The organism is Sphingomonas sp. SORGH_AS_0789 (genome assembly GCF_031453055.1).
Classification (GTDB): domain Bacteria; phylum Pseudomonadota; class Alphaproteobacteria; order Sphingomonadales; family Sphingomonadaceae; genus Sphingomonas.
Window position 1 is genome coordinate 2,514,022 of sequence record NZ_JAVIYV010000001.1, and the last position, 26,137, is coordinate 2,540,158.

At 67.3% G+C, this 26,137-nt stretch carries 21 protein-coding genes; 15 read left to right on the forward strand and 6 right to left on the reverse strand.

The genetic code is table 11. The features are described 5' to 3' along the window. The first annotated feature begins 13 nt into the window (after positions 1–13). Positions 14–2,251 (forward strand): alpha-galactosidase, encoded by a 2,238-nt coding sequence (locus tag QE360_RS11650; RefSeq protein ID WP_309701698.1) that lies wholly within the window; start codon positions 14–16, stop codon positions 2,249–2,251. A 60-nt stretch (positions 2,252–2,311) separates the two neighbouring features. On the opposite strand, the gene QE360_RS11655 is transcribed toward QE360_RS11650, so the two are convergent. Together QE360_RS11655 and QE360_RS11660 are read right to left on the reverse strand one after the other, a co-directional pair. Continuing rightward, positions 2,312–2,983, reverse strand: a complete 672-nt coding sequence (locus QE360_RS11655) for a PEP-CTERM sorting domain-containing protein (RefSeq protein WP_309701699.1) — start codon at positions 2,981–2,983, stop codon at positions 2,312–2,314. Positions 2,984–3,092: 109 nt separating this feature from the next. Further along, complete coding sequence (locus QE360_RS11660; RefSeq protein WP_307099884.1) at positions 3,093–3,800, reverse strand: FadR/GntR family transcriptional regulator; 708 nt, start codon at positions 3,798–3,800, stop codon at positions 3,093–3,095. A gap of 214 nt (positions 3,801–4,014) precedes the next feature. Between QE360_RS11660 and QE360_RS11665 the strand changes: the two genes are divergently transcribed. The 3 genes from QE360_RS11665 to QE360_RS11675 all read left to right on the forward strand — a co-directional run bounded on the left by QE360_RS11665 (position 4,015) and on the right by QE360_RS11675 (position 7,692). Beyond that, positions 4,015–5,979: a CocE/NonD family hydrolase gene (locus QE360_RS11665; protein WP_309701702.1), complete on the forward strand. Its 1,965-nt coding sequence runs from the start codon at positions 4,015–4,017 to the stop codon at positions 5,977–5,979. A gap of 158 nt (positions 5,980–6,137) precedes the next feature. Next, entirely contained in the window at positions 6,138–7,265 is a 1,128-nt protein-coding gene (locus tag QE360_RS11670) for a GAF domain-containing protein (RefSeq protein WP_309701704.1), read from the forward strand. Then, positions 7,231–7,692, forward strand: a complete 462-nt coding sequence (locus QE360_RS11675) for a response regulator (RefSeq protein ID WP_309696499.1) — start codon at positions 7,231–7,233, stop codon at positions 7,690–7,692. Before QE360_RS11670 ends, QE360_RS11675 begins: the two co-directional genes overlap by 35 nt. Before the next feature lie 43 nt (positions 7,693–7,735). On the opposite strand, the gene QE360_RS11680 is transcribed toward QE360_RS11675, so the two are convergent. Then, the gene (locus QE360_RS11680) at positions 7,736–8,188 is read right to left on the reverse strand and encodes a MarR family transcriptional regulator (protein ID WP_309701706.1); all 453 of its coding nucleotides are present in this window, start codon (positions 8,186–8,188) and stop codon (positions 7,736–7,738) included. Positions 8,189–8,306: 118 nt separating this feature from the next. On the opposite strand from QE360_RS11680, the gene QE360_RS11685 reads away from it, so the two are divergent. Genes QE360_RS11685 through QE360_RS11695 form a run of 3 tightly spaced genes read left to right on the forward strand, consistent with a single transcriptional unit; the run spans position 8,307 to position 12,561 of the window. After that, positions 8,307–9,506: an HlyD family secretion protein gene (locus QE360_RS11685; RefSeq protein WP_309701708.1), complete on the forward strand. Its 1,200-nt coding sequence runs from the start codon at positions 8,307–8,309 to the stop codon at positions 9,504–9,506. After that, positions 9,503–11,086: an MDR family MFS transporter gene (locus QE360_RS11690; protein ID WP_405052585.1), complete on the forward strand. Its 1,584-nt coding sequence runs from the start codon at positions 9,503–9,505 to the stop codon at positions 11,084–11,086. Before QE360_RS11685 ends, QE360_RS11690 begins: the two co-directional genes overlap by 4 nt. An 8-nt stretch (positions 11,087–11,094) precedes the next feature. After that, positions 11,095–12,561 (forward strand): efflux transporter outer membrane subunit, encoded by a 1,467-nt coding sequence (locus QE360_RS11695; protein WP_309701710.1) that lies wholly within the window; start codon positions 11,095–11,097, stop codon positions 12,559–12,561. Between the two features lie 128 nt (positions 12,562–12,689). Here the strand turns inward: QE360_RS11695 and QE360_RS11700 are convergent, their stop codons facing one another. Next, the gene (locus QE360_RS11700; protein WP_307099869.1) at positions 12,690–13,079 is read right to left on the reverse strand and encodes a MerR family DNA-binding transcriptional regulator; all 390 of its coding nucleotides are present in this window, start codon (positions 13,077–13,079) and stop codon (positions 12,690–12,692) included. Continuing rightward, positions 13,076–14,794, reverse strand: coding sequence for a long-chain fatty acid--CoA ligase (locus tag QE360_RS11705; protein ID WP_309701712.1), 1,719 nt, complete (start codon positions 14,792–14,794; stop codon positions 13,076–13,078). Before QE360_RS11705 ends, QE360_RS11700 begins: the two co-directional genes overlap by 4 nt. 131 nt (positions 14,795–14,925) lie before the next feature. Here QE360_RS11705 and QE360_RS11710 point away from each other — a divergent pair, with 131 nt between their 5' ends. The 8 genes from QE360_RS11710 (at position 14,926) to QE360_RS11745 (ending at position 25,007) form a co-directional block, all read left to right on the forward strand. Beyond that, positions 14,926–16,062, forward strand: a complete 1,137-nt coding sequence (locus tag QE360_RS11710; protein ID WP_309701714.1) for a thiolase family protein — start codon at positions 14,926–14,928, stop codon at positions 16,060–16,062. After that, positions 16,062–18,389 carry a 3-hydroxyacyl-CoA dehydrogenase NAD-binding domain-containing protein gene (locus tag QE360_RS11715; protein WP_309704146.1) on the forward strand — a complete coding sequence of 776 codons (2,328 nt, stop codon included), beginning with the start codon at positions 16,062–16,064 and terminating at the stop codon, positions 18,387–18,389. Before QE360_RS11710 ends, QE360_RS11715 begins: the two co-directional genes overlap by 1 nt. Before the next feature lie 18 nt (positions 18,390–18,407). After that, positions 18,408–20,204: an acyl-CoA dehydrogenase C-terminal domain-containing protein gene (locus tag QE360_RS11720; RefSeq protein WP_309701716.1), complete on the forward strand. Its 1,797-nt coding sequence runs from the start codon at positions 18,408–18,410 to the stop codon at positions 20,202–20,204. A 156-nt stretch (positions 20,205–20,360) separates the two neighbouring features. Next, on the forward strand, positions 20,361–20,768 hold the full coding sequence (locus QE360_RS11725) for a DUF2147 domain-containing protein (RefSeq protein WP_309701717.1): 408 nt from the start codon (positions 20,361–20,363) through the stop codon (positions 20,766–20,768). A gap of 43 nt (positions 20,769–20,811) precedes the next feature. Continuing rightward, positions 20,812–22,119, forward strand: coding sequence for an outer membrane protein transport protein (locus tag QE360_RS11730; RefSeq protein WP_309701719.1), 1,308 nt, complete (start codon positions 20,812–20,814; stop codon positions 22,117–22,119). Between the two features lie 14 nt (positions 22,120–22,133). Continuing rightward, positions 22,134–22,883, forward strand: a complete 750-nt coding sequence (locus tag QE360_RS11735; RefSeq protein WP_309700075.1) for an electron transfer flavoprotein subunit beta/FixA family protein — start codon at positions 22,134–22,136, stop codon at positions 22,881–22,883. Next, complete coding sequence (locus QE360_RS11740; RefSeq protein WP_309700073.1) at positions 22,880–23,809, forward strand: electron transfer flavoprotein subunit alpha/FixB family protein; 930 nt, start codon at positions 22,880–22,882, stop codon at positions 23,807–23,809. The genes QE360_RS11735 and QE360_RS11740 overlap by 4 nt, the downstream gene beginning before the upstream one ends. Before the next feature lie 160 nt (positions 23,810–23,969). Then, the gene (locus tag QE360_RS11745) at positions 23,970–25,007 is read left to right on the forward strand and encodes a substrate-binding domain-containing protein (protein WP_309701721.1); all 1,038 of its coding nucleotides are present in this window, start codon (positions 23,970–23,972) and stop codon (positions 25,005–25,007) included. A 6-nt stretch (positions 25,008–25,013) separates the two neighbouring features. On the opposite strand, the gene QE360_RS11750 is transcribed toward QE360_RS11745, so the two are convergent. Continuing rightward, entirely contained in the window at positions 25,014–26,135 is a 1,122-nt protein-coding gene (locus QE360_RS11750; RefSeq protein ID WP_309701722.1) for a glycoside hydrolase family 68 protein, read from the reverse strand. Between the last annotated feature and the right edge of the window lie 2 nt (positions 26,136–26,137).

Genomic DNA, 26,137 nt, shown 5'->3' on the forward strand with positions numbered 1-26,137 from the left:
GCAGGAGAGTCTGATGCGCTGGCGCAACGTCATGGCGGCGGGGGTGGGCATGGTCGCCCTCGCCACCCCGGTATCGGCCCGGGTCACCGCCCCGGCGGGGGCGAGGATGTTCCGCCTCGACGGGGGCGGGGTGACCTATGCCATGGGGGTGGACGAGAAGGGCTATCTCCAGCCGCTCTATTGGGGATCATCGCTGGCGGAGGGCGACCCGCTGGTCTCGGGCGATCCGGTCAAGACCGGCGACCCCATCGTGTTGAAGGCGCCGGGCGAGCTGTCGGGCTTCGACCCGGCGGGTTCGGTCACGCTCCAGGAGTTTCCAGGGCAGGGCGAGGGGCTGGTCAGCGAACCGGGCGTCAAGGCGCTGTTCGCCGATGGCAATCGCGACCTCGTCCTGAAATATCGCAGCCACAAGGCCAGCGGCGAGACGCTGACCGTCGAGCTGGCCGATATCCGCCGCCCCCTGTTCGTGACGCTGACCTATATGATCGATCCCGAGACGGGGATCGTGGCGCGGTCCGCGCGGGTCCGCAACGGCGATACCCGTCCGGTGCGGGTCGACCAGCTGGCGGCGGCGGTCTTCTCGCTGCCGGTGGGGGATGATTACCGGCTTCACTATCTCACCGGCCGCCATGCCGCTGAATGGACGCAGAAGACGGTGCCGGTCGAGGCGGCGGAGACCGTGCTGGAAAGCCGTCGCGGCTCGACCGGCCATGGCAACAATCCCTGGTTCGCGATCGGTCGCGAAGGACTGACCAGCGAGGTCCATGGTCCGGTCTGGTATGGCGCGCTCGCCTGGTCGGGGTCGTTTCGGATCAGCGTGGCGTCGGACAATCTGGGCCGGGTGCGGATCGCGGGCGGTTACAACCCCTATGACTTTTCCTGGACGCTGAAACCGGGCGAGTCGCTGGACACGCCGGTCTTCTATGCGGGCTATTCGGACAAGGGGCTGGGCGGCGCGTCACGGACATTCCATGACTTCGAGATCGCCCACATCCTGCCGCACGGGCGCAAGGCGCGGCTGCGGCCGGTTCTGTACAATAGCTGGGAGGCGACGGCCTTCGACGTGACCGAGGCGGGGCAGATGGCCCTTGCGGAGAAGGCCGCCAGGATCGGCGTCGAGCGTTTCGTGGTCGATGACGGCTGGTTCGGCGCGCGCAACAGCGACAAGGCGGGGCTAGGCGACTGGACGGTCAATCCGGCCAAATTCCCGAACGGGCTGAAGCCGCTGATCGACCGGGTCAAGGGGCTGGGCATGGACTTCGGCCTGTGGGTCGAGCCCGAGATGGTCAATGTCGACAGCGACCTGTACCGCGCGCATCCCGACTGGGTGCTGAACTTTCCCGGTCGCCCGCGGACCGAGGGGCGCAACCAGCTGGTCCTGAACCTCGCGCGGACCGATGTGCGCGATCACCTGCTCGCCGTGCTCGACAGACTGGTCGGCGAGAACGACATCGCTTTCCTCAAATGGGATTATAACCGCAACTGGACCGAGGCGGGCTGGCCCGAGCAGCCCGTCGCCGACCAGCAGCGCGTCTATGTCGACTATGTTCGCAACCTGTATTTCATCCTGTCCGAACTGCGGCGGCGGCATCCGAAGCTGGAGATCGAGGCCTGTTCGGGCGGCGGCGGCCGGGTCGATCTGGGGATGATCGGGCTGACCGACGAGGTCTGGCCTTCGGACAATACCGATCCCGCCGACCGGCTGACCATCCAGGACGGCTTTACCCGCGCCTATCCGGTGGCGGTGATGATGGCCTGGGTCACCGACAGCCCCAATTGGGCGAATACCCGCGTCACCAGCCTCGACTACCGCTTCCTGTCGTCGATGCAGGGCGGGCTGGGGATCGGCGCGAATCTCGACAAATGGGGGGAGGGCGACTTCGCCACCGCGCGCAAATGGGTGGCGGCGTACAAGACGATCCGCGAGACGGTGCAGCGCGGCGCGCTCTATCGGCTGGAGTCCCCGACCGGCGACAATGCGACCGCCGCGACCCTGTATGTCGGGCAGGACCAGCGGCAGGCGGTGCTGTTCCAGATGCTCCACTCGTCGATGTGGCGCGACAATCCCGCCGCGATCCATGCGCAGGGGCTGGACCCGGCGCGGGTCTATCGGGTGCGGATGCTCGACGGTGCCGACCGCCCGGCGGGCGTGCCCGCGCGCGCGTCGGGCGCCTATTGGATGAACCGGGGACTGCGCGCGCCGCTCAAGGGCGACTTCGTCGGCACCGCCTTCGTGTTCGAGGCGGAATGACGAAAAAAGGCGAGGACCCCGATGGTCCTCGCCTCCATTTTCGATCCTGTCAGGCGCGGATCACAGCGCCAGCGGCTGCGCCTTCAGCTTGCGCGCGCGCAGCATGCCCAGGCCCAGGACGGCGAGCGCGAACAGCGCGATCGTGCCGGGTTCGGGAACCGAGGTCGGCTTCAGGAAGGCGATATTGTCGACCTCGAACGAATCGGTCGGCGAGGTGAAGCGCAGGCCGCCGATCTGGCGTCCGGTGCTGGGATCGACCGTATAGGTGACGTAGCGATTATTGTCGCTGCTCGTCCCTGTCTTGAGGAGACCGTTGGCGATGTCGGCGCCGGTGATCGTCGCGATCGTCTTGCCCAGCGTATCGAGGATGTCGAGCGAGTTGAACGAGTCGATCGTGCCCCACAGGAGGCTGACCGCGCCCCAGCCGGTCGAGCCGGTGCCCTTCAGCTCGGCCACCGTGCCGTTGGTCGCGCCGACGGCGAGATAGTTGCCGCTGCCGCCGGACGGCTGGATCGCGCCCTTATAGGCGCCCGTGCTGGTCGAGTCGTTCAGGACCGTGCCGCCGTTCAGCGAGAAGCCCGACGGAATGCCGTTGGTGAAATCGATCACCGTCGTGTCGCGCGCATAGACGGGCGGCACGAGATACGAGGTCGAGCTGACCCCGGCGGATGCAGGAGCCGCCGCGGAAAGGGTGGCGATGGCCGCCATCGCGCCGAGAAGAACCTTTTTCATATCACCATCGTTACAATTTGCTGGCCGAGCCATGCCTAGCCGCGGACAGCTTTTCAAAAGGTTTCGCGAGGCTCCGCTGTGTCAGGCGTTTCGATGTGGAACAGGCGGGTCACCGTGCCAGCGCGCGTTCGGTATCCTCGCGCGCCTGTTCGACCAGCACGATCGTCGCGGCGCGGGCCGCCGCCGCGTCGGATTCGGCGATGGCGGCGAAGAGCTGGCGGTGCTCGGGCATGGAGTCGCGCGGCAGCTTGGCGCTGCGATGCTTGTAGAGCGTCGTCCAGCGGACCGCCGCGCCGATACTGCCCGACAGGCTGATGAGCAGTTCGTTGCCGGTCGCCTCGAGGATGATGTTGTGGAACTGCTGGTCGGCGGCGCGCCCCTGTTCGGTGTGCAGGCCATGCTCGCCCATCGCCTCCAGCGCGGCGCCCATGCGCGACAATTGCCGGGTATCGCGCTTCAGCGCGGCCAGCTCGGCGGCGGCGGGCTCGACGATCAGGCGAAGCTGGAACAGGCTCTGGACGAAGCCCGCGGGCGGTTCGCCCTCGAACATCCAGGCGAGCAGTTCGGGGTCGAGCAGGTTCCACTCCAGCCGCTCGCGCACCCGCGTCCCCGCCTTGGGCTTGCTGACCACCAGCCCCTTGGCCGACAGCATGCGCAGCGCCTCGCGCACGACTGAGCGCGACATGCCGCGCTGCTCGGCGATCTCGACCTCGCCCGGCAGGGTCGATCCGGCGGCGATCCGGCCGGTCACGATGGCGACGCCGATGTCGCGGGCCAGCGCGCTGTGGGCGGGCCCGCGTCGCTTCAATATCGTCACTTGGCTGCTTCCTTCCGGGCCGATGTCCGCGCGCCGATCCCGGCACATGTCTGACTAGTCTATGGGGCGGGGCGATGAAAGGAAAGCGGCGCGGCGCGCGGGGCCCTTGCACGGCAATGATATAATGTACCATAGGCAACCGGACAGTTGCCCTGACGCTTCCGTCGCGGCACGATGGCGCATCAACCGATCCAGAGGGGGATCCGTTTCTTCCATGACCTTCCGCACCTGCCTGCTTGCCGCGAGCGCGCTCGCGATCCTGTCCCCGGCCTCGGCCCAGCAGACCCCCGCCGCCTCCACGCCCGTCCAGGTCGTGACCGACTCCACGGTCAGCGACATTCCCGCCCATTTCACCCCGCCGACCGACGTCGCCGAGCGCGATTACATCAAGCGCGAGGTGATGATCCCGATGCGCGACGGCGTGAAGCTCTACACCGTCATCGTGATACCCAAGGGCGCGGTGAACGCGCCGATCGTGCTGACCCGCACCCCCTATAACGCCGCCGGCCGCGCCAAGCGGTCGGACAGCACCAGGATGATCGAGGCGCTGCCGCTGGCCGACGAGGAGTTCGTCAAGGCGGGCTATATCCGCGTCTATCAGGACATTCGCGGCAAATATGGCTCGGAGGGCGAATATGTCGTGACCCGTCCGGTCATCGGTCCGCTGAACGCGACCAAGGTCGATCACACGACCGACGCCTATGACACGATCGACTGGCTGGTGAACAAGGCGAACCTGCCCCAGTCCAATGGCCGGGTCGGGATGATCGGGTCCTCGTACGAGGGCTTCACCGTCGTCATGGCGCTGCTCCATCCGCACCCCGCGCTGAAGGTCGCCGCGCCGGAAAGCCCGATGATCGACGGCTGGATGGGGGACGACTGGTTCCATTACGGGGCCTTCCGCTTCGCCAATATCGGCTGGATCGGATCGCAGACCGGCTACAAGGGCGAGGGCAAGGCGCCGTCGAGCGGCGGTTACGACGATTACGAGAATTTCCGCCATGGCTCGGCGAACGACTGGGCCAGCAAGTCGGGCTATGACCAGCTGCCCTTCTGGCAGCGGATCGTCCAGCATCCCGCCTATGATTTCTACTGGCAGGGCCAGGCGCTCGACAAGCTGCTGGCCGCCAACCCCTCCAACGTGCCGACCATCTGGGAACAGGGGCTGTGGGACCAGGAGGACATGTACGGCGCGATCACCTCGTGGGAGGCGCTGAAGGCCAAGGGCAAGCTGGGCAACAACTTCCTGGTGATGGGCCCGTGGCGGCACAGCCAGATCAACCGCACCGGCACCAGCCTGGGCCCGTTCCAGTGGAATGGCGACACCGCCAAGCAGTTCCGCGAAAATATGGTCCTGCCGCTGTTCAACCAGTATCTGAAGGACGGCGCGCCCGCCAACCTGCCCAGCGCCGCCATCTACAATACCGGCGAAAACCATTGGGACAGGCTGACCCGCTGGCCGCTGGCCTGTCAGAGCGGATGCGACGCGCCGCTGACCCCGCTCTATCTGGCGGACGACAAGGGGCTCAGTTTCGACAAGCCGGGCAGCGGGGAGGATTCCTATGTCTCCGACCCCGCCAATCCGGTTCCGCATCTGTCGCGCCCGGTCAATTTCAACGATGGCCGCTGGGGCGATTGGCTGGTCAGCGACCAGCGACATGCCGATGGCCGGACCGACGTCGTCACCTATACCGGGCCGGTCCTGACCAAGTCGGTGCGCGTGTCGGGCGCGCCGATCGCCGACCTGTTCGCGCGCACGACCGGGACCGACGGCGACTTCGTGGTGAAGGTCATCGACGTCTTCCCGCCCGAGGATGCGATCGACCCCAAGATGGGCGGCTATGAGCTGCCGATCAGCCTCGACATCTTCCGGGGGCGCTATCGTAACAGCTTCTCCAACCCGACCGCGATCCCGGCGGGCAAGGTGCAGGAATATAAGTTCCGCCTGCCGACCGTGAACCATGTGTTCCAGCCGGGGCACCGGATCATGGTCCAGGTCCAGTCCAGCCTGTTCCCGCTCTACGACCGCAATCCCCAGACCTTCGTGCCCAATATCTTCACGGCCAAGGCAGGCGATTACCGGAAGGCGACGATCACGCTGGAACGCGGCGGTGCCAATCCCAGCCGGGTCTGGCTGCCGGTCGTGCCGCTCGACCAGTCGGCGGCGATGGCGCGCTGATCCGACCAGGGGGCGGGCGGGAGCGGGCGGTGCCGCGTTTCCGCCCGTTCCCGGACGAGGTTTAACCCATCACGGCCACCAAGCCCCTTGGAGGCGGCGGCCGGTAAGGCTATCTGAAAGACGTGGCTCTCTCCCCGTCATCCCGTGCGTCCCTGACCTTGCCCGACGACGCGATCGGATCGGTAACCGCCAATCCGGACGTGGCGCGCCGCTATCTGGCGCTGGTGGCCGCCGCCACCGACCGCCTGATGGCCGCCGACGATCCCGCGGCGATGATCGATGCGCTGTTCGCCCTGATCCGCGACGAGCTGGATCTCGACGTCTATTTCAATTTCCGCCGCGACGATCGCTCCGTCCGGCTGGAGGCGTCGGGCGGCCTGTCGCGCGCGCAACGTACCGAGGCGGCGTCGCTCGACATGACCCAGTCCGCCTGCGGGCAGGCGATGCGCGAGCGCCGGGCGCTGCACCTGACCGACATCCAGGAAAGCGGCGAGGTGCGGACGTCCTTCGTCCGTTCGCTGGGGATCGATGTCTATCTGTGCATGCCGCTGCTCCACGGCGATCAGCTGCTCGGCACGCTGGGCTTCGGTCGGCGCGCGGCCCGGCCGTTCGGCGAGGATGAGCGGCGGCTGCTGACGCTGTTGTGCCATTATGTCGCGCTGGCGCAGCACCGCTTGCGGATCGAGGAGGCGCTGCGGCACGGAATCGAGACGCAGGCGCGGTTGCTCGACGAGCTGAACCACCGGGTCCGCAACGCCTTGCAGGTCGCGATCGGGCTGGTGTCGCACGAGGTCCGCTCGGCCAGCGACACCGCGACCCGCGTCGCCCTGTCGCGCGCCGCCGAGCGGTTGCAGGTGCTGGCGAGCGCGCATCGCCCGCTCTACGCCACCGCCGAGCCGGGGCTGGTCGACCTGGCGGCCCTGTTCGGCGACGTGATCGCGCAGTTGCGCGGCGACGCGGCGGTGGGCGCGGTCGCGGCGGAAGGGCCCGTCCCGGTGCCGATCGAGCGGGCGGTGGCGGCGGCGCTGCTGCTCGACACGCTGCTGGAAGGCGGGGCGGCGGTCCCGCATATCGCGATGCATCCATTTCGGGCGGGCGGGAACGAAATGCTGCGCATTGCGTTTCAGGGGCCCGGATGGGGACGCCATGTCGATCTTGTCGAACGTCATCGACTGGTCGCACGGCTTTGCCATCAGTTGCGCGCGACGCTGACGAACGAGGATGATGGGTGCCTGATCTTGGTCATGCCGCATGACGGTGGCGAATACGGGACTGGTATCCGATAATTCCGCATTCGATGCCGATGGCCTCGACCTGCTGATCATCGAGGACGAGGCGCTGGTCGCGATGCTCGTCGAGGATGCGCTGACCCTGCACGGTCACAATGTCATCGGCATCGCGGATACCGTATCGGCGGCGCTGGAACTGGCCGATGCGCAGCGCCCCGACCTCGTCCTGTGCGACGTCAAGCTGGCCGATGGCGACAGCGGGCTGACCGCCGCGCAGCTGCTGGCCGAGCGTGGCATTCCCAGCATCTTCCTGAGCGGCAATTGCCCGGAACGCGGCGGCCATCCGCTGGTGATCGGCTGCATCGCCAAGCCCTTTCGGCCGGGCAGCCTGGCCGCGGCGGTCCGCGCGGCGCATCGTGCGGCGCAAGGGGAGCGGCCGAGCGATCCGCCGCCCGCGCTGCGATTCTATTCCGAACCGCGCTGAGGACAGCCATCGGAGGGAAAGGGTGGTCGAGGCGACGCGGCGTTCAGTCCTGCGATGGCGACGCGGCGGACGACCCGGCGGGCAGGGCGTCGATCTCTGCCCCGACCGCCAGGTCCAGCTTGTCGAGAATGACGCTCAGTTGCCCCACTTCCTCGTCGGTCAGGCTGTGGAGCGCCAGGCCGGTCAGTTCGCGGCGCAGCGGTTCGGTCTGGCGGATGACCTGACGCCCGCTCTCGGTGATGGCAAGCTGCTTGGCCCGCCGGTCGTCCGGGTCCGGGATTCGGACGAGCAGCCCGTCCCGCTCCATCGTATCCACCGCCTGGGTCACGGTGCGCGGCGCCAGGCTGAAGCATTCGGCGATGTCGGCGGCGCGCACCGGCGCGTTGTTCGCGATGAACAGCAGCATCTTGGTCCGCGCGAGCGATGCGCCCTGCGCCGCCATGCGGCGGTCCAGCAACCGGTGAAGCCGCATATAGATGCGGCCGTAGCGAAGCATGAGAGAGTCACGGTCAACCATATTATGAGGTAACTCAATAAATGGTCTTGCCTTATGCTGCAAGTGCGTCCAAATACACTGCCAAGTTCCATTGATTCCATCGACAGGGGGGCCCGGCATGGCCGATGCTAACCAAGTGAATGAGGGGCAGGGCGCGAACGCCGCCGACACGACCCCCGATGACGACAACAAGGCACCGGCCTCCCCCGCCAAGAAGCGGCGCATCCGTGTCATCCTGCTCGTCGTCGCGGCGGTCGCGGTGATCGGCGGCGTGTTCTGGTATGCGAATTACAAGAGCGTCGGCCAGTATATGCAGTCGACCAACGACGCCTATATCCAGGCGGATGCCGTCACCGTCGCGCCCAAGGTCTCGGGCTATGTCGACAAGGTGTTCGTCGGCGAGAACCAGAACGTCCAGGCGGGCCAGCCGCTGCTCCAGATCGACACGCGCGACTATCGCGCCCAGACCGCGCAGATCGAGGCGCAGATCGGCGTCGCCCAGGCCAATGCGCAGGGCGTCCAGGCGCAGATCCGCGAGCAGCAGGCGGCGATCGACCGCTCCGAGGCCGATCTCCGCGCCGCGCAGAGCGATGCCGCCTTCGCCCAGGCGGAGGTCGTCCGCTACACCCCGCTCGCCGCATCGGGCGCGGAAAGCCGCGAGCGCCTGTCGCAGCTCCAGAACCAGGCGCGTCAGGCCAATGCCAAGGTCGCGGCGGCCAATGCCGCGCTGTCCGCGTCGCGTCGCCGCATCGGCACGCTGAACGCGCAGGTCCAGCAGGCCCGTTCACAGGGCGAGGCCGCCCGGGCGCAGCTCGACGCCGCCGAGGTCAATCTCGGCTCGACGATGATCCGTGCCTCGATCGCGGGTCGTGTCGGCAACAAGACGGTGCGGGTCGGCCAGTTCGTCCAGGCGGGCACGCGCACCATGTCGATCGTGCCGGTCAGCCAGCTTTATATCAGCGCGAACTTCAAGGAGACGCAGCTGGGCCTGATGCGTCCCGGCCAGCCGGTGAAGATCGAGGTCGACGCGCTGCCGGGTGTCGAGATCAAGGGCCATGTCGAAAGCGTGGCACCGGGCACCGGCGCGCAATTCTCGCTGCTGCCGCCGCAGAACGCGACCGGCAACTTCACCAAGATCGTGCAGCGCGTGCCGGTCCGCATCGCGGTCGACGCCGACGATCAGACCCGCGCGCTCATGGTGCCTGGCATGTCGGTCGACGTCACGGTCGACACCCGCTCGGCCAAGGGCGCGCTGAAGCGCATCGCCGAGCAGCAGGACCAGCATAACGAGGCGCGGGAGGGGGCGCAGCGCCGGTGAGCGGCGCCGCCGCCCCGACGGGGGCCAAGGCCGGATCGGCCGCCCAGCGGGGCGGCACACCGGCCAAGGCCGACCTGACCGCCTGGCTCGCCGTCGCGGCGGGCAGCATCGGCGCGCTGATGGCGACGCTCGACATCTCGATCGTCAACTCGGCGCTGCCCACCATCCAGGGCGAGATCGGCGCCAGCGGCACCGAGGGGACGTGGATCGCGACCTCCTATCTGGTCGCCGAGATCATCATCATCCCGCTGTCCGCCTGGCTGGAACGGCTGCTGGGACTTCGCACCTTCCTGCTGATCGCCTCGATCATGTTCACCGGCTTCTCGGTGGTGTGCGGGCTGTCGACCAACCTGACGATGATGATCATCGGGCGCGCGGGGCAGGGGATCACCGGCGGCGCGCTGATCCCGACCGCGCTGACCATCATCGCCACGCGCCTGCCGCGCGAGCAACAGCCGATCGGCACCGCCTTTTTCGGCGTCACCGCCATTCTGGGCCCCGTGATGGGGCCGCTGATCGGCGGCTGGCTGACCGAGAATATCAGCTGGCACTATGCCTTCTTCCTGAACCTGCCGGTCGGTGCGGTGCTCGTCACGCTGCTCCTCGTGGGCCTGCCGCACCAGAAGCCGCATCTGTCCGAGCTGGCCAAGGCCGACTGGCTGGGCATTGCGGGGCTGGCGCTGGGGCTGGGCGGGCTGACGGTCGTGCTGGAAGAGGGGCAGCGCGAGCAATGGTTCGAGTCGCGCGAGATCATCGAGCTGACCATCCTGTCGATTTTCGGCTTCGCGCTGTTGTTCGCGGGCCAGTTCGTCGCCTCGCGGCCGGTCATCCGCCTGAAACTGCTGCTCGACCGCCAGTTCGGCAGCGTGGTCATCATGGGCATCGTGCTGGGCATGGTGCTGTACGGCACCTCCTATGTGATCCCGCAGTTCCTGGCCTCGATCGCCGGATACAACGCGTTCCAGGCGGGCAAGGTCGTGCTGCTCAGCGGCATCCCCAGCCTGTTGATGATGCCCTTCACCCCGATCCTCATCAAGAAGGTCGATATCCGCATCGCGGTGGGGCTGGGGCTGGGCATCATGGCGCTGAGCGCGGGGATCGACACCGTGCTGACCGCGGATTCGACCGGGGGCTCGTTCACCGACTCGCAGCTGTTGCGCGGGGTCGGCACGATCCTGGGCATGTTGTTCCTGAACCAGGCGGCGATCTCGTCGGTGCCGCCGTCGCAGGCCGGGGACGCCGCCGGGCTGTTCAGCGCGGCGCGCAACCTGGGCGGATCGTTCGCGCTCGCCGGGATCGCGACCGTGCAGGACCAGCGCAGCTTCCTGCACCAGCAACGGCTGGAGGAATCGCTGTCGGCCAATTCGCAAGCCGTGCAGGACTGGCTGTCCGGCCTGACCCGCCAGTTCGGCAGCAGCGAGGCGGCCTATCGCATGATCGGCAGCACCATCCAGCAACAGGCGCTGGTGATGACCTATAACGACCTGTTCTTCATCCTGTGCGTCGGCATCCTGATGGTGATGCCGCTTGTCCTGTTCCTTCGTCCGCTGCCCAAGGGCGGCCCCGTGGCGATGCATTGAGGCCCGTGATGCGCAAGCAGCTTTCCCTGATCCCGCTTCTTCTGCTGGGGGCCTGCACCTTCGGGCCGAACTATGCCGGGCCGCCCAAGGCCATCGGCTCCGCCGCGACGCCGCCCGCCGGGTTCGTCCGCGCCGACACCACGCTGGCGACGACCGCGCCCGCGGTCGCCGACTGGTGGACGACGCTGAACGATCCAATGCTGACCTGGCTGGAAGAGCAGGCGCTGGCGTCCAATCCCAATGTCGCCGTCGCCCAGGCGCGGTTGAAGCAGGCGCGTTCGGCGCTGCGGCTGGAGCGCGCCAACCAGGCGCCCAACGCCAATGCCAGCGCGACCTATCTCCACGCCGATCTGCCCACGCTGAACCTGGGTGGCGGGGGAGAGCAGGGCGGCGCGAACGGCAATGCGTCGGGCGGCTCGGGCGGCGGGACGAGCGTCGACTTCTTCAATCTGGGTTTCGACGCCAGCTGGGAGATCGACCTGTTCGGCGGCCGTCGTCGCACCGTGGAGGCCGCGCGCGCCAGCGCGGCGGCGGCGGAGGCCAATGTCGCCGATGCGCAGGTCTCGCTCAGCGCCGATGTCGCCCAGGCCTATATCGGGCTTCGCGACGCGCAGCAGCGGCTGATCCTGGCGCGCGACGCGTCGCGGATGCAGCGCGACACGCTGAACCTGACGCTTCAGCGGTTCAACAACGGTGCCGCCTCGCAGCTGGAGGTCGAGCGGCTGCGTAACCAGGTCGAGAGCACCGATGCGCAGATCCTGCCGCTCTCGGCCTCGGTCGAGACCTATCTCAACGCGCTGGCGATCCTGATCGGCGAGGCGCCCGGCACGCTCGACCAGCGGCTGGGCCAGCCGGGCAAGGTGCCGCTGCCGCCCGCGCAGGTGGCGGTGGGCGATCCGACCGCGCTGCTCCAGCGTCGCCCCGACATCCGCGCCGCCGAGCGCAACCTGGCGGCGCAGACCGCGCGGATCGGCGTGGCGGAGGCGGCGAAATTCCCGCGGCTCAACCTGATGGGGATCATCGGCATCGGCGGCACCTCGCTCGACGCGCTGACCGATCTCGACAATCTGGTGACGCTGGGCGCGCCGATGCTGCAATGGAACGTGCTGAACTTCGGTCGCGCCAATGCCCGTGTCGGTCAGGCCGAGGGCGCGCGCGACGAGGCGGAGGCGCAGTATCGCGGCGTGGTTCTGTCGGCGCTGCGCGATGCCGAGGACGCACTGTCGCGCTTCCGCGCGCGGCGCAACACGGTGGCGACGCTGGCGCGGGCCAAGGCGTCGGCGGATCGCTCGGCGATGCTGATGCAGCAGCGTTACCGCGCGGGCACCGCGACCCTGATCGACACGCTGGATGCCGAGCGCCAGCGCGTGTCCGCTGACCAGTCGCTGTCGCAGGCGGTGGCCGGGCTGACCAACGATTACGTTGCGCTGCAAAAGGCGCTGGGCCTGGGTTGGCGGGCGCCGACAGGGGCCTGATCTTTTCCTCCCCTGCACGGGGAGGGGGACCAGCGAAGCTGGTGGAGGGGGCTCGCCGCCGATGGTGACACCCCTCCGTCAGTCCTTCGGACTGCCACCTCCCCTTGCAGGGGAGGAACGAGGGCCGATTACGCCCCCGCCTTCGCGATCCGTTCGCGCGCCTCGCGTTCGATCGTCTCCAGTTCGTCGACCGTCTGGACCAGCGCGGTCATTTGCTGGCGGAGCTCGCCGATCCGCGCATGGCATCGCTCGGCCAGCGCGCGCATCTGTTCGACATGCTGGGGATCGGCATCGTACAGCCGCAGGAACTCCTCGATCTCGCGCAGCGAGAAGCCCAGCCGCTTGCCGCGCAGGATCAGCTGCATCCGCGCCGTTTCCCGCTTGGAATAGACGCGCGCGGTGCCCACCCGTCGCGGCTCGATCAGCCCGCGATCCTCGTAGAAGCGCAACGTGCGCGTCGTCACCCCCAGGCTGTTGGCGACATCCTGGATGCCGCGCAACTCCTCCGTATCCGTCACTTCGCCTGTTCCCCCACCGGCCGCGCCGCCGCCGCCTTCGCCAATTCTTCCTCGACCAGTTCCTTTTTCGACAATTTGCCGATCAGGGTCTTGGGCAGGCTTTCGCGGATTTCGACTTCGCGGGGAAGCTCGATCTTGCTGACCTTGTCCTGAAGGAACACACGCAGTTCCTCCGGCGTCGCGTGATGATCGGCGGCCAGCTTGACGAAGGCCTTGGGCGACTGGCCGCGATAGGGGTCGGGGATGCCGATCACCACCGCCTCGGCGACGGCGGGATGCTCGTACAGCGCCTCCTCGATCATGCGGGGATAGACGTTATAGCCACCGCACAGGATCACGTCCTTGATCCGGTCGACGATGAACAGATAGCCGTCCTCGTCCAGATAGCCGACATCGCCGGTGCGCAGCGCGCCGTGGATGAAGACCTGTTCGCTCTCGGTGGGCTTGTTCCAATAGCCGGACATGACCTGCGGGCCCCGCGCGCAGATTTCGCCGACCTCGCCCGGCGGCATCAGCCGGTCGGGATTGTCGCGGTCGCGGATCTCGATGATCGTGCCGGGGAAGGGCAGCCCCGCCGATCCGCCCTTGTTCTCCCCCAGGATCGGGTTGCAGGTGATGATAGGCGACGCTTCCGACAAGCCATAGCCCTCGACCAGCTTGCCCCCGGTCGTGGTCTCGAACGCCACGCGCACCTCGGCGGGCAGCGGCGCGCCGCCCGAGATACAGGCCTTGATCGCCGACAGGTCGACCTTGCGCGCCTCGGCCACGCCCGCGATCGCGTTGTAGATGGTGGGGACGGCGGGGAAATAGGTCGGCTTGCTGCGCGCGATGGTCTTGAGCACCTGGTCCAGCTCGAACCGGGGGAGCAGGATCATCTCCGCCCCCACCCGGATCGCGAAGCTGAGCACCGTGGTCAGCGCAAAGACGTGGAACAGGGGCAGGACACCCAAAATGCGTTCCTCGCCGATCATCTCCTCGCCGCCGGTATGGATGACCATCGCATCGGCATTGGCGATCAGATTGGCGTGCGACAGCATCGCCGCCTTGGGGCTGCCGGTGGTGCCGCCGGTATATTGCAGCACCGCCACATCGTCGGGCCTGGCCGATACCGGGGTCAGGGTGCCGCCGCGCTTCATCATTTGGGCGAAGCTCAGATGGCGGGGCGAGGGGCCGGGGGCGGCGATCATCGACCGCTTGAGCAGGCGATAGGCGAGCCCCTTGATGGTCGGCAGCGCGTCGGCCACGGGGCAGGCAATGACGTGGCGCAGGCCCAGCTTCTCGGCGACATGGGAGACGCGGCCGTAAATGTCGGGAATGTCGCAGGTCGCGATGATCTCCGCGCCCGAATCCTCCAGCAAGTGGCACAGCTCGCGCTCAACATAGAGCGGGTTGACGTTGACGACGATGCCCCCCGCCTTCAGCGTCGCGAAATAGAGGACGGGGTAATAGGTGATGTTGGGCAGGCAGAGCGCGACACGGGTGCCCTGCTTCACCCCCAGCGCCTGGAGCCCGGCGGCGGCCTTGTCGACCATCGCGCCCAGTTCGCCATAGCGGGTGATTCGGCCCATGAAGTCGATGGCGGGGCGATCCCCGTGCCGCCGTACCGTGGTCTCGAACATGTCGGTCAGTAGCCGCGGCTCGAAGACCAGGGGGCGTCCCGCCGCCTGACCCGATACACCGCCTGTCGTGGTTTCCCCGATGGCTCCTGCCGTCATCGCGTCGCTCTCCTATATCTTTTTTCGACCATACCCGGTTGTCGATTGCGGTCGAGTTGCTTATTGTCTTGACGTATAGGGTAGGTAACGCACCTTAACGTTAGGCCGCAAGCCCATAAAGAGAGGATTGGATGACCAACATCGTGATCGCAGGCTATGCCCGCTCTCCCTTCACCCAGGCTGGCAAGGGCGCGCTCGCACGGGTTCGGCCCGATGACCTGACCGCGCAGGTGATTCGCGGCCTGATCGAACGGACCGGCGTCGATGCATCGGAGATTGAGGACATCATCCTGGGCTGCGCCTTCCCCGAGGGCGAGCAGGGCATGAACGTCGCGCGGTTGATCGGCCTGCTGGCGGACCTGCCGCTGTCGGTCGGCGGCATGACGGTGAACCGCTTCTGCGGATCGTCCATGTCGGCCATCCATATCGCGATGGGCCAGATTCAGATCGGCGCAGGCGAGGCGTTCATCTGTGCCGGTATCGAATCGATGAGCCGGGTGCCGATGGGCGGTTACAATCCTCTCCCCAACCCCGAACTCGCCGCAGCGCGGCCGGGGGCCTATATGGGCATGGGTCAGACCGCCGAGAATGTCGCGACCAAGTACCAGATCACCCGCGCCGAGCAGGAAAAGTTCGCGGTCGCCAGCCAGAAAAAGGCCGCCGAGGCGCGCGCCGCCGGGCGTCTGGCCGATGAGATCGTGCCGATCCACACCAAGGCGGGCGACGTCACCGAGGATGGCCTGATCCGTCCCGACACGACCGAAGAGGTGCTGTCCGGCCTGAAGCCCGCCTTCGACAAGGAGGGCACCGTCACGGCGGGCACCGCCTCGCCGCTGACCGATGGCGCGGCGGCCGTGCTGGTCACGTCGGAAGAGTTCGCCAATCGCCACGGCCTGAAGATCCTCGCCCGGATCAAGTCGGTCGGGATTTCGGGTTGCGAGCCCGAGACGATGGGCCTGGGTCCGATCGGCTCGTCCAAGAAGGCGCTGGAGCGCGCGGGCATATCGGCGGGCGATCTCGACGTGGTCGAAATCAACGAGGCCTTTGCCAGCCAGGCGATCGCCTGCATCCGCGACCTCGGCCTGAAGGACGAGACGATCAACAAGGACGGCGGCGCGATCGCGATCGGTCATCCGCTGGGTGCGACCGGTGCGCGCATCGTCGGCAAGGCGGCGGCGTTGCTGGCGCGCGATGGCGGCCAGTACGCGCTCGCCACCCAGTGCATCGGCGGCGGGCAGGGCATCGCGACCGTTTTGGAGCGTGCATGATGGCTGACACGATCAACAAGGTTTGCGTGATCGGCGCAGGGGTGATGGGGGCTGGCATTGCGGCACAGGTCGCCAATGCCGGTGTGCCCGTCCTGCTGCTCGACATCGTGCCCAAGGACGGCGTCGACCGCGACGCCATTGCCAAGGGCGCGGTCGCCAAGATGCTCAAGACAGAGCCCGCGCCCTTCATGTCCCCCGCCGCCGCCAGGCTGGTGGAAACCGGCAATATCGAGGATCATCTCGACAAGGTTGCCGAGTGCGACTGGATCGTCGAGGCGGTGGTCGAGCGGCTGGACATCAAGCAGGCGCTCTATGCCAAGCTGGAGACGCTGAAGCGCCCCGGCACGGCGGTGTCGTCCAACACCTCGACCATCCCGCTCGGCCATCTGGTCGAGGGGCGGTCGGAGCAGTTCAAGCGCGACTTCCTCATCACCCATTTCTTCAATCCGCCGCGCTATATGCGGCTGATCGAGATCGTCACCTCCGAGCATACCGATGCCGGTGTCGCGAGCAAGGTCGAGCAGTTCGTCGATCACCGCATGGGCAAGCGGATCGTCCGCGCCAAGGACACGCCAGGCTTCATCGCCAACCGCATCGGCACCTATTGGCTGGCCATCGCGATCAATGCGGCGATGGACCAGGGGCTGACCGTCGAGGAGGCGGACCAGATTGGTGGCCGTCCGATGGGCGTGCCCAAGACCGGCATTTTCGGGCTGATCGATCTGGTCGGCATCGACCTGATGCCACTGCTCGCCAAGTCGTTGTCCTCGACGCTGCCGGAGGGCGATGCCTATTTCGACACGATCCGTCCGCTGCCGCTGGTCGACAGGATGATCGCGGAGGGCTTTACTGGCCGCAAGGGCAAGGGCGGCTTCTATCGCCTCGACCGCAAGCCCGACGGCACCAAGGCCAAGCAGGCGATCGACCTGAAAACCGGCGAATATCGCGCGGAAAAGAAGCCGGAACGTCTGCCGAGCCGCGCCGAAAAGGACCTGGCCGCGCTGGTCGCGACGCCGGGCAAGGTCGGCGATTATGCCTGGGCGATCCTGGGGCCCGTCCTGTCCTATGCCGCCGGTCTGGTCGGCGAAGCGGCGGATGACGTGGTCGCGATCGATGACGCGATGAAGCTGGGCTATAACTGGAAATTCGGTCCCTTCGAGCTGATCGACCGCCTGGGGCCGGGCAAGCTGGCCGAGCGGCTGCGCGCCGAGGGCAAGCCGGTGCCCGCGCTGCTGGAGACGGCGGGCGACCGCCCCTTCTACCGCGTGGTCGATGGCAAGCGGCAATATCTGACGCTCGGCGGCGACTATGCCGATGTCGTCCGCGCCGAGGGCGTGCTGCTGCTCGAGGACATCAAGCTGCGCTCCGAACCGCTGCTCAAGAACGGTTCGGCGGCGGCCTGGGATGTCGGCGACGGCGTCGTCGTGTTCGAGTTCACCGGCAAGATGAACGCGCTCGACGAGCAGGTACTGTCGCTCCTGCAAAAGGCCATCGCGCTGGTGAAGAGCCAGTATAAGGCGCTGGTCATCTATAATGAGGGCAGCAACTTCTCGGCCGGAGCCAATCTCGGCCTCGCCATGTTCGCGGTGAACATCGCGGCCTGGGGGGAAGTCGACAAGCTGGTCGTCGCGGGGCAGCAGGCCTACAAGGCGCTGAAATATGCACCTTTCCCGGTGGTCGCCGCGCCGGCGGGCATGGCGCTGGGCGGCGGGTGCGAGATCCTGCTCCACGCCGATGCGATCCAGGCGCATGCCGAAAGCTATATCGGCCTGGTCGAGACCGGCGTCGGTCTGGTCCCCGGCTGGGGCGGCAATGGCGAGCTGATCGACCGCCTCGCCAAGTCGCCGAAGATGCCGAAAGGTCCCATGCCCGCCGTCATGAAGGCGTTCGAGACGATCTCGACCGCGCAGGTGTCGCGCTCGGCGGCGCTCGCCAAGGACCTCGGTTATCTCCGCAAGGACGATGGCATCACCATGAACCGCGACCGCCTGTTGGCCGATGCCAAGAGCAAGGCGCTGTCGCTGGTCGAAGGCTATCAGCCGCCCGAAAAGCCGGTCTTCCGCCTGCCCGGTGCGGCGGGACGGGTCGCGTTCAGCGGCGCGGTCGCCGACTTCGCCAAGAAGGGCGTCGCCACGCCGTATGACGTGGTGGTGGCAGGCCGTCTGGCGAACATCGTTACCGGCGGTGAGGCCGACATCATCGACGAGGTGAGCGAGGATCAGCTGCTCAAGCTGGAACGCGCCGCCTTCATGGAAAGCGTCAAGGATGCGCGGACCCAGGCGCGGGTCGAGCATATGCTCGAAACCGGCAAGCCGCTGCGCAATTGATCGGGAGAGGATAATCCCATGCAAGTCTATAACGCGCCGCTGCGCGACATGCGCTTCGTCCTCCACGAGCTGTTCCAGGAGGACGAGTTCGGCCCCGTCGCGGGGCAGGACGAATTCGGCCCCGAGCTGTACGACGCCATCCTCGAGGAAGCGGCGCGCGTCACGCAGGAGGTCCTGCTGCCGCTCAACGCCACCGGCGACATCGAGGGCTGCAAGCTGGAGAATGGCGTCGTCCGCACGCCCGCCGGTTTCAAGGACGCCTATAGCCAGTTCTGCGAGGGCGGTTGGGCCGCGCTCGCCTCGCCGGTCGAATATGGCGGCCAGGGGCTGCCCGAGGCGGTGAACAAGCTGGTCGAGGAGATGATCTGCGCGACCAACCTGTCGTTCAGCCTCTATCCCGGCCTGACGCACGGCGCGACCACCGCGCTGATGGGCCATGGCTCGGAGGATCTGAAGAGCTTCTATCTGCCCAAGATGATCTCGGGCGAATGGTCGGGCACCATGTGCTTGACCGAGGCGCATTGCGGCACCGATCTCGGTCTGCTCCGCACCCGTGCCGAGCCGCAAGGTGATGGGTCGTACCGGCTGACCGGCGGCAAGATCTTCATCTCGGCGGGCGACCATGATCTGACCGACAATGTCATCCACCTCGTCCTTGCGCGCACGCCCGATGCGCCCAAGGGGGTGAAGGGGATCAGCCTGTTCCTGGTGCCCAAATATCTGCCCAAGGATGACGGCTCGGTCGGCCCGGCCAACGGCGTCAGCGCTGCAGCGATCGAGCACAAGATGGGCCTGAAGGCGTCGGCCACCTGCCAGCTGGAGTTCAACGACTCCAAGGGCTGGGTCGTGGGCGAGCTGAACAAGGGCCTGGCCGCCATGTTCACCATGATGAACACCGAGCGCGTCTCGGTCGGCATCCAGGGCCTCGGCATCAACGAGATCGCCTATCAGTCGGCCGTCGCCTATGCGAAGGACCGGTTGCAGGGCCGCGCGCTGGGCGGGGCCAAGCGCCCCGACCTGCCCGCCGACCCGATCATCGTCCACCCGGACGTGCGGCGGATGCTGATGACGATGCGCGCCTATGCCGAGGGCTGCCGCGCGCTGGGCCAATGGGCGGCACGCGCGCTGGATGCCGAGGCGAATGCGATCGATCCTGCCGACCAGTCGCGCGCGGCGGACTTCGTCGCGCTGATGACCCCGGTCGTGAAGGCGCTGTTCACCGACCTAGCCTTCGACGCGGCGAACATGGCGGTGCAGGTCCATGGCGGCCACGGCTATATCCGCGACCATGGCATCGAGCAGTTCGTCCGCGACGCCCGCATCGCCCAGATCTATGAGGGCACCAACGGCGTCCAGGCGCTCGACCTCGTCGGCCGCAAGATGCCCGCGCATATGGGCCGCTATATGCGCCCCTTCTTCCATGCGGTGTCCGAACAGGTCGAGGCGCTGGTCAAGTCCGAGGACAAGGCGATCGCCGGCTGGGCGGCGGGGATGCAGCAGGCGTTCGGCGCGCTCCAGCTCAGCACCGGCATGATCGCGCAAAAGGGGATGAAGGACCCCGAGGAAGCCGGTGCCGCCGCGACCGACTATCTGCGCCTGCTCGGCCTGGTCGGCATGGGGCATTGCTTCCTGAAGTCGGCGCGGATCGCGACCGCGAAACTGGCCGAAGGCAGCGACGAGGCGGGCTTCTACAACGCCAAGCTCGCCACCGCCGGTTTCTTCTTCGATCGCATCCTGCCGCAGGCGACGGCGGCGTTCCTGGCGATCAAGTCGGGCAAGCGCTCGACCATGGCGCTGGAGCTGGAGGCGTTTTGATGGTCATGATGCTGGCGGGCCTTGATTGCGGCCCGTCGGCATTATACGCATAGGGCATTATCCTATGCGTCATATGATGAACGTATACGGAAATCTGGGCGACCGTGAAAAGGCGGCGTCCCGCCCGGATCATCGGGCATGGAGAGGAGAAGAGGCATGTTGTTGAGCCTGACAGCCATGGCGCTGGCCGCCGCCGGTGCGAACGCCGATACGGTGATCGGCCGTTGGCAGACCCAGACGCGCGGTGGTGTGGTCGAGATCCAGAAATGCGGAACGTCGGTCTGCGGCCGCGTCCTGACCTCGGAAAAGCTGCGCACCAACCCGGCGCTGACCGATCAGAACAACCGCGATCCCAAGCTGCGCAATCGCCCGTTGAAGAACCTGCTGATCCTGCAGGGCTTTTCACAGGACGGCGCGGCCTGGAGCGGCGGCATCATCTACAATGCCGAGGATGGCAAAACCTATAGCGCAAAGCTGACGCCCGAGGGGCCGGATACGCTGAAGGTGCGCGGCTGCGTCTTCGTGCCGCTGTGCAAGACGCAGACCTGGACCCGCATCCGCTGATCCGCCACGTCGCCATCCAACACAAGATTCGGGGAATAAGATCATGACCAAGCGCTTCAGGGCTCCGCTTCTGGCCTCTGCCATCCTGTCGTCCTCCTTCGCCTTTGCGGGCGCGGCGCACGGCCAGGCCTTTTATCTTCAGGAACAGTCGACGCGGGGGCAGGGCCGCGCCTTTTCGGGCGAGGGCGCCGATACCGGGGCCTCGTCGCTGTGGTGGAACCCCGCCTCCATCGCGGGGATGGAGCGCGGCGAGGCGGTGCTCGGCGCCTCGGCGATCATCCCCAAGGGCGATGTGGTCGATACCGGCACGCTGATCCGTCGGCCGGGCCAGACGACCTTCCAGCCGGTCGGCGGCAACCGGGTGTCGAGCGATCCGATCAATCGCGGCGTCGTGCCCTCGGGCGCGGTCGCCATCCCGCTGAACGACCGGGTGGCGGTCGGCCTGGCCGTCACCTCGCCCTATAGCTTCACGACCGAATATGACGGCAACAGCTGGGCGCGGTACAGCGCGCTCAAGACCGAGCTGCGGACCATCGACATCCAGCCTTCGGTGGGCATCGCGCTGCTCGACTGGCTGCGCGTCGGCGGCGCGCTGAACGTCGAATATACCAAGGCCGAACTGGGCAATGCGCTGCCCAACCTGTCGTCGCAGCTGGCGGACGGATATCAGCGGCTGAAGGGCGATGGCTGGGACCTGGGCTGGACCGCGGGTGTCCAGCTGCACAATGACTGGGCGACGGTCGGCATCAGCTACAAGTCGAACATCAAGCACAAGCTGAAGGGCAGCCTGGAAGTGGGCGGCCTGCTCGGCCCCCTCGCCGGGCAGAACCGGACGGTCGACGGCGCGACGGCGGAATTCTATACCCCTGCGCAGATCATCGTCTCGGGCCGTTTCCGCACCACCGACAAGCTGACGCTGAACGCGCAGGTCGTGCGCTTCACCTGGGCTGATTTCGACGCGATCCGGCTGGGCGCGCCGATCAACACCGCGATCCCCGAAAATTACCGCAACAGCTGGTCGCTGGCGGGTGGCTTCGACTATGCGGCCAATGACCGCCTGACGGTGCGTGCCGGTGTGCAGCGGGGTATCACCCCGACGCAGGACGGCAATCGCGACGCGCGCGTGCCCGACGCCAATCGCTGGAACTACTCGATCGGCGGGTCGTACAAGCTGACCCCGCGCTTCACGCTGGACGCGGCGGGCAGCTATATCGACTTCGCCAACGCGACCATCGACCGCCGGACCGCCGCCTATGCGGGCACGGCGGTGCAGACGCCGATCCTGACCTCGGGCCAAGTGCAGAATGCGCGTGCGTTCGTGGCGTCGATCGGCGGCCGCTTCAGCTTCTGATTGAGAGAGTGGTTATGAAGATCGTCGTGCCCGTGAAGCGGGTGTTGGATTATAACGTGAAGCCGCGTGTGAAGGCGGACGGGACGGGCGTCGATCTGGCGAACGTGAAGATGTCGATGAACCCGTTCGACGAGATCGCGGTGGAAGAGGCGATCCGGCTGAAGGAGAAGGGGGCGGCGACCGAAGTGGTCGTCGTCTCGATCGGCGAGCCCAAGGCGGCGGACACGCTGCGCACCGCGCTTGCCATGGGGGCGGACCGCGCGATCCTGATCACCGCCGACCAGGCACCCGAGCCGCTGGGCGTCGCCAAGCTGCTGGCGAAGGTGGTCGAGGAGGAACAGCCCGGCCTCGTGATCCTGGGCAAGCAGGCGATCGACGGCGACAACAACCAGACCGGCCAGATGCTGGCCGGGTTGCTCGGCTGGGCACAGGGGACGTTCGCGTCGAAGGTCGAGATCGAGGGACAGAGCGCCAACGTCACTCGCGAGGTCGATGGCGGTCTGGAGACGGTGGCGCTGACCCTGCCCGCGATCGTCACGACCGACCTGCGCCTGAACGAGCCGCGCTATGCGTCGCTCCCCAACATCATGAAGGCCAAGTCCAAGCCGATGGCGACCAAGACCGCCGCCGATTACGGCGTCGACATCGCGCCTCGACTGACGATCACCCATGTCGCCGAACCCGGCAAGCGCCAGGCGGGCGTCAAGGTCGGCTCGGTCGACGAACTGGTCGAGAAACTGAAAGCACTGGGAGTGGCCAAGTGAAGACGCTGGTATGGGTCGAGCATGACGGCGGGGCCGTCAAGGATGCCACGCTGGCAACCGTCACGGCGGCGGCCAAGCTGGGCGAGGTGCACCTGATCGTCGCCGGGCAGGGCGTCGACGGCGTGGCGCAGGCCGCCGCGAAGATCGCGGGCGTCGGCAAGGTCCATGTCGCCGACGATGCGGCCTATGCGAACGCGCTCGCCGAAAACGTCGCGCCGCTGATCGCCGAGCTGATGGGGCATCACGACGCCTTCCTCGCGCCCTCGACCACCACCGGCAAGAACATCGCGCCGCGCGTCGCAGCCCTCATCGACGTGATGCAGATTTCGGACATCCTGTCGGTCGAGGGGCCGGACAGCTTCACCCGGCCCATCTATGCGGGCAACGCCATCGCGACCGTCAAGACGACCGACGCCAAGCTGGTCCTGACCGTCCGCACCACCGCCTTCGAAAAGGCGGCGGCCGAGGGTGGTTCGGGCACTATCGAGGCGGTCGGCTCGACCGGCGATGCGGCCAAGTCCCGCTTCGTCGGCGCGGAGAAGGCCGAGAATGCCCGGCCGGAACTCACCAGCGCCAAGATCATCGTCTCGGGCGGCCGCGCGCTGGGCTCGGAGGAGCAGTTCCACGCGCTGATCGATCCGCTCGCCGACAAGCTGGGTGCCGCCGTCGGGGCATCCCGTGCGGCGGTCGATGCGGGCTATGCCCCCAACGACTATCAGGTCGGCCAGACCGGCAAGATCGTGGCACCCGAAGTCTATGTCGCGGTCGGCATCTCGGGCGCGATCCAGCATCTGGCGGGGATGAAGGACTCCAAGGTCATCGTCGCGATCAACAAGGACGAGGATGCGCCGATCTTCCAGGTCGCCGATATCGGCCTGGTCGGCGATCTGTTCACCGTTGTGCCGGAACTGACCGACAAGGTGTGAGGGCAGGCGCATCCCGGTATCGGCCGGGATGCGCCGTTACCGGCGGGGGCGGGAAATCATCCCCAATATCGTTGATTTATGTGAGGAATTCGCAGGAAATCCCGTTGCCTGCTTGTTCCCGCCACGCCGGTCCGGTTAGCGTTAGCAGATGAATGAGAATATGATGGGAGGAAGCGAGCGGCGCGTGCGCACGATCGCGGATCTGGCGCAGCTGGCGGGGGTGTCGCCGGGCACCGTGTCGCGCGCGCTGGCCGGCAAGGCGCTGGTCAACGAAGAGACGCGGCGGCGCATCCAGTCGCTGGCCGACGAGCATGGCTTTCGCCCCAACCAGATGGCCAGCCGGTTGCGCACCCGCCGGACCGGGGTGATCGGGATCGTCGTGCCGCTGGGGCATGAGCGTCGCCAGCATCTGTCCGACCCGTTCTTCATGACCATGCTGGGCTATCTGGCCGATGCGCTGACCGAGAGCGGCTATGACGTGATGCTCTCGCGCATCATCCCCGATGCCGAGGACTGGCTGGACCGGGTGGTCGATTCGGGAATGGTCGACGGCGTTCTGCTGATCGGCCAGTCCAACCAGTATGACGCGATCGAGCGGGTGGCGCGGCGCTATCGTCCGCTGGTCGCCTGGGGCGTGACGCTGCCCGATCAGGTGCATGTCGCGGTCGGCACCGACAATCGCGCGGGCGGGCGGCTGGTCGGCGAACGGCTGATCGCGCGCGGATGCCGTCGCATCGCCTTTCTGGGCGATGCCAGCGCGCCCGAAATCCGCCAGCGCCATGACGGCGTGGCCGAGGCGATCGCGGCAGCGGGAGTGGATGCTCAGCTGATCCAGCTTGCCACGCATCTCGCCTCGGACCTGATGGAGCGGGAGATTGCGGCGCATATCGACGCGTTGCTGGAACAGGGCGGCGGCACCATGCCCATCGACGGCATTGCCGCGGCCTCCGACATGATCGCGATGACGGCGGTGCGCGTGCTGACCGACCGCGCGATCACCGTGCCCGACGCGTTGCCGGTGATCGGCTATGACGACCTGCCGCTATCGGCGCAGGCGGTGCCGCGCATCACCACCATCCGCCAGGATGTCGCGACCGGCGCGCAGGCGATGGTCGACGCGCTGTTCGCGCGGATCGCGGGCCAGGAAGCCGGATCGGTGATCCTGACCCCCGAACTGATCGCCCGCGACTCCGCCTGACCGGGCTCAGTCGCGCGCGATCGTCACCCGGTCTCCGTCAAAGGCCAGGCGGAACCACGGCGCGGCGGTGCCCCCGAAACGCTGGCGACGCAGCGCCGGGTCGGCACCGGCATCGCGGCCCTCCAGCCCCCAATAGTCGACGAAGCTGATGACATCGCCTTCGCCGGTCACCCACCAGCAATAGGCCTGGGTCGGCTCCTCGACCGGATTGCCCGCGACCAGGCCGGTGCCGTTGACCGGCCGCCACGGCCCGTCGAACCGCTCCGCGACCATCGCATAGAGCCCGGTCGGCGCGCCCAGGCCGGGGGCGAAGCGCTTGGCCTGCGTCGACCAGAAGCAGTAATAATGGCCGTCGCGCAGGATGATGTGCGGCCGCTCCAGCTCGCTGTTGACGCCCAGCGATTCGATCAGCGGCGGCTGGATCGTCCAGCGGTCGCCCTGGCGCTTGGCCACGCCGACCACGCCGTCGATATCCTGTTTCACCCAGCCCGCCGATCCGACGAACAGCAGATACTCCGCCCCGTCCGCCGGATCGCGGAAATAGCCGGGATCGCGAAAGCCCTTGATGCCGCCATTTTCGGGCTCGGCCTGGTTGGCGACGATATAGTGATGCCCGTCCGCCGCGACGCTCTCGACCGGCGTGCTCCATCCCTCGGTGCGCCCTTCCTCGGGCAGGAAGCGGCCGACCGTCTCGAACAATCGCTGCTCGAAGGTGCGCGGACCGCCGCGCCGTCCCGAGGCGGTGAAATACATGGTGAGCGTCGTGTCGTCCTCACCCAGCACCGCCGAGCCCGACCATTCGCGGCTGCCCGGCGTGAAGCCGTCGGGGAAGGTCACGCCGTGATCGCGCCAGCCGTCCGCGCCGTGGCTGGTCAGCCGGATGCGCGCTTCGTCATGGCGCATCTCGGGATCCTCGAAGCGCGGCGTGGCGAGGAAGAACCACCAGCTCCGCCCGCCAAGAAGGGCGGTCCGACCATCGGCATAGGCGATCTGCCACATGTCCCACAGGTCGTGGTCGGGCAGGATCGGCACGACATCGGCGGCGGTGAAGACGGGCAGGCGGGCATCGTCTTGCGCGGCGATCCCGGCCAGCGCCTCGGCCGACCAATGGGCGGGGGTGATCGTCATAA

Coding starts and splice junctions, on each gene's coding strand:
- QE360_RS11650 (WP_309701698.1), top strand. CDS start 14: ATGCGCTGGCGCAACGTCATGGCGGCGGGGGTGGGCATGGTCGCCCTC.
- QE360_RS11655 (WP_309701699.1), bottom strand. CDS start 2,983: ATGAAAAAGGTTCTTCTCGGCGCGATGGCGGCCATCGCCACCCTTTCC.
- QE360_RS11665 (WP_309701702.1), top strand. CDS start 4,015: ATGACCTTCCGCACCTGCCTGCTTGCCGCGAGCGCGCTCGCGATCCTG.
- QE360_RS11675 (WP_309696499.1), top strand. CDS start 7,231: ATGACGGTGGCGAATACGGGACTGGTATCCGATAATTCCGCATTCGAT.
- QE360_RS11680 (WP_309701706.1), bottom strand. CDS start 8,188: ATGCTTCGCTACGGCCGCATCTATATGCGGCTTCACCGGTTGCTGGAC.
- QE360_RS11685 (WP_309701708.1), top strand. CDS start 8,307: ATGGCCGATGCTAACCAAGTGAATGAGGGGCAGGGCGCGAACGCCGCC.
- QE360_RS11695 (WP_309701710.1), top strand. CDS start 11,095: ATGCGCAAGCAGCTTTCCCTGATCCCGCTTCTTCTGCTGGGGGCCTGC.
- QE360_RS11705 (WP_309701712.1), bottom strand. CDS start 14,794: ATGACGGCAGGAGCCATCGGGGAAACCACGACAGGCGGTGTATCGGGT.
- QE360_RS11710 (WP_309701714.1), top strand. CDS start 14,926: ATGACCAACATCGTGATCGCAGGCTATGCCCGCTCTCCCTTCACCCAG.
- QE360_RS11715 (WP_309704146.1), top strand. CDS start 16,062: ATGGCTGACACGATCAACAAGGTTTGCGTGATCGGCGCAGGGGTGATG.
- QE360_RS11720 (WP_309701716.1), top strand. CDS start 18,408: ATGCAAGTCTATAACGCGCCGCTGCGCGACATGCGCTTCGTCCTCCAC.
- QE360_RS11725 (WP_309701717.1), top strand. CDS start 20,361: ATGTTGTTGAGCCTGACAGCCATGGCGCTGGCCGCCGCCGGTGCGAAC.
- QE360_RS11730 (WP_309701719.1), top strand. CDS start 20,812: ATGACCAAGCGCTTCAGGGCTCCGCTTCTGGCCTCTGCCATCCTGTCG.
- QE360_RS11735 (WP_309700075.1), top strand. CDS start 22,134: ATGAAGATCGTCGTGCCCGTGAAGCGGGTGTTGGATTATAACGTGAAG.
- QE360_RS11745 (WP_309701721.1), top strand. CDS start 23,970: ATGATGGGAGGAAGCGAGCGGCGCGTGCGCACGATCGCGGATCTGGCG.
- QE360_RS11750 (WP_309701722.1), bottom strand. CDS start 26,135: ATGACGATCACCCCCGCCCATTGGTCGGCCGAGGCGCTGGCCGGGATC.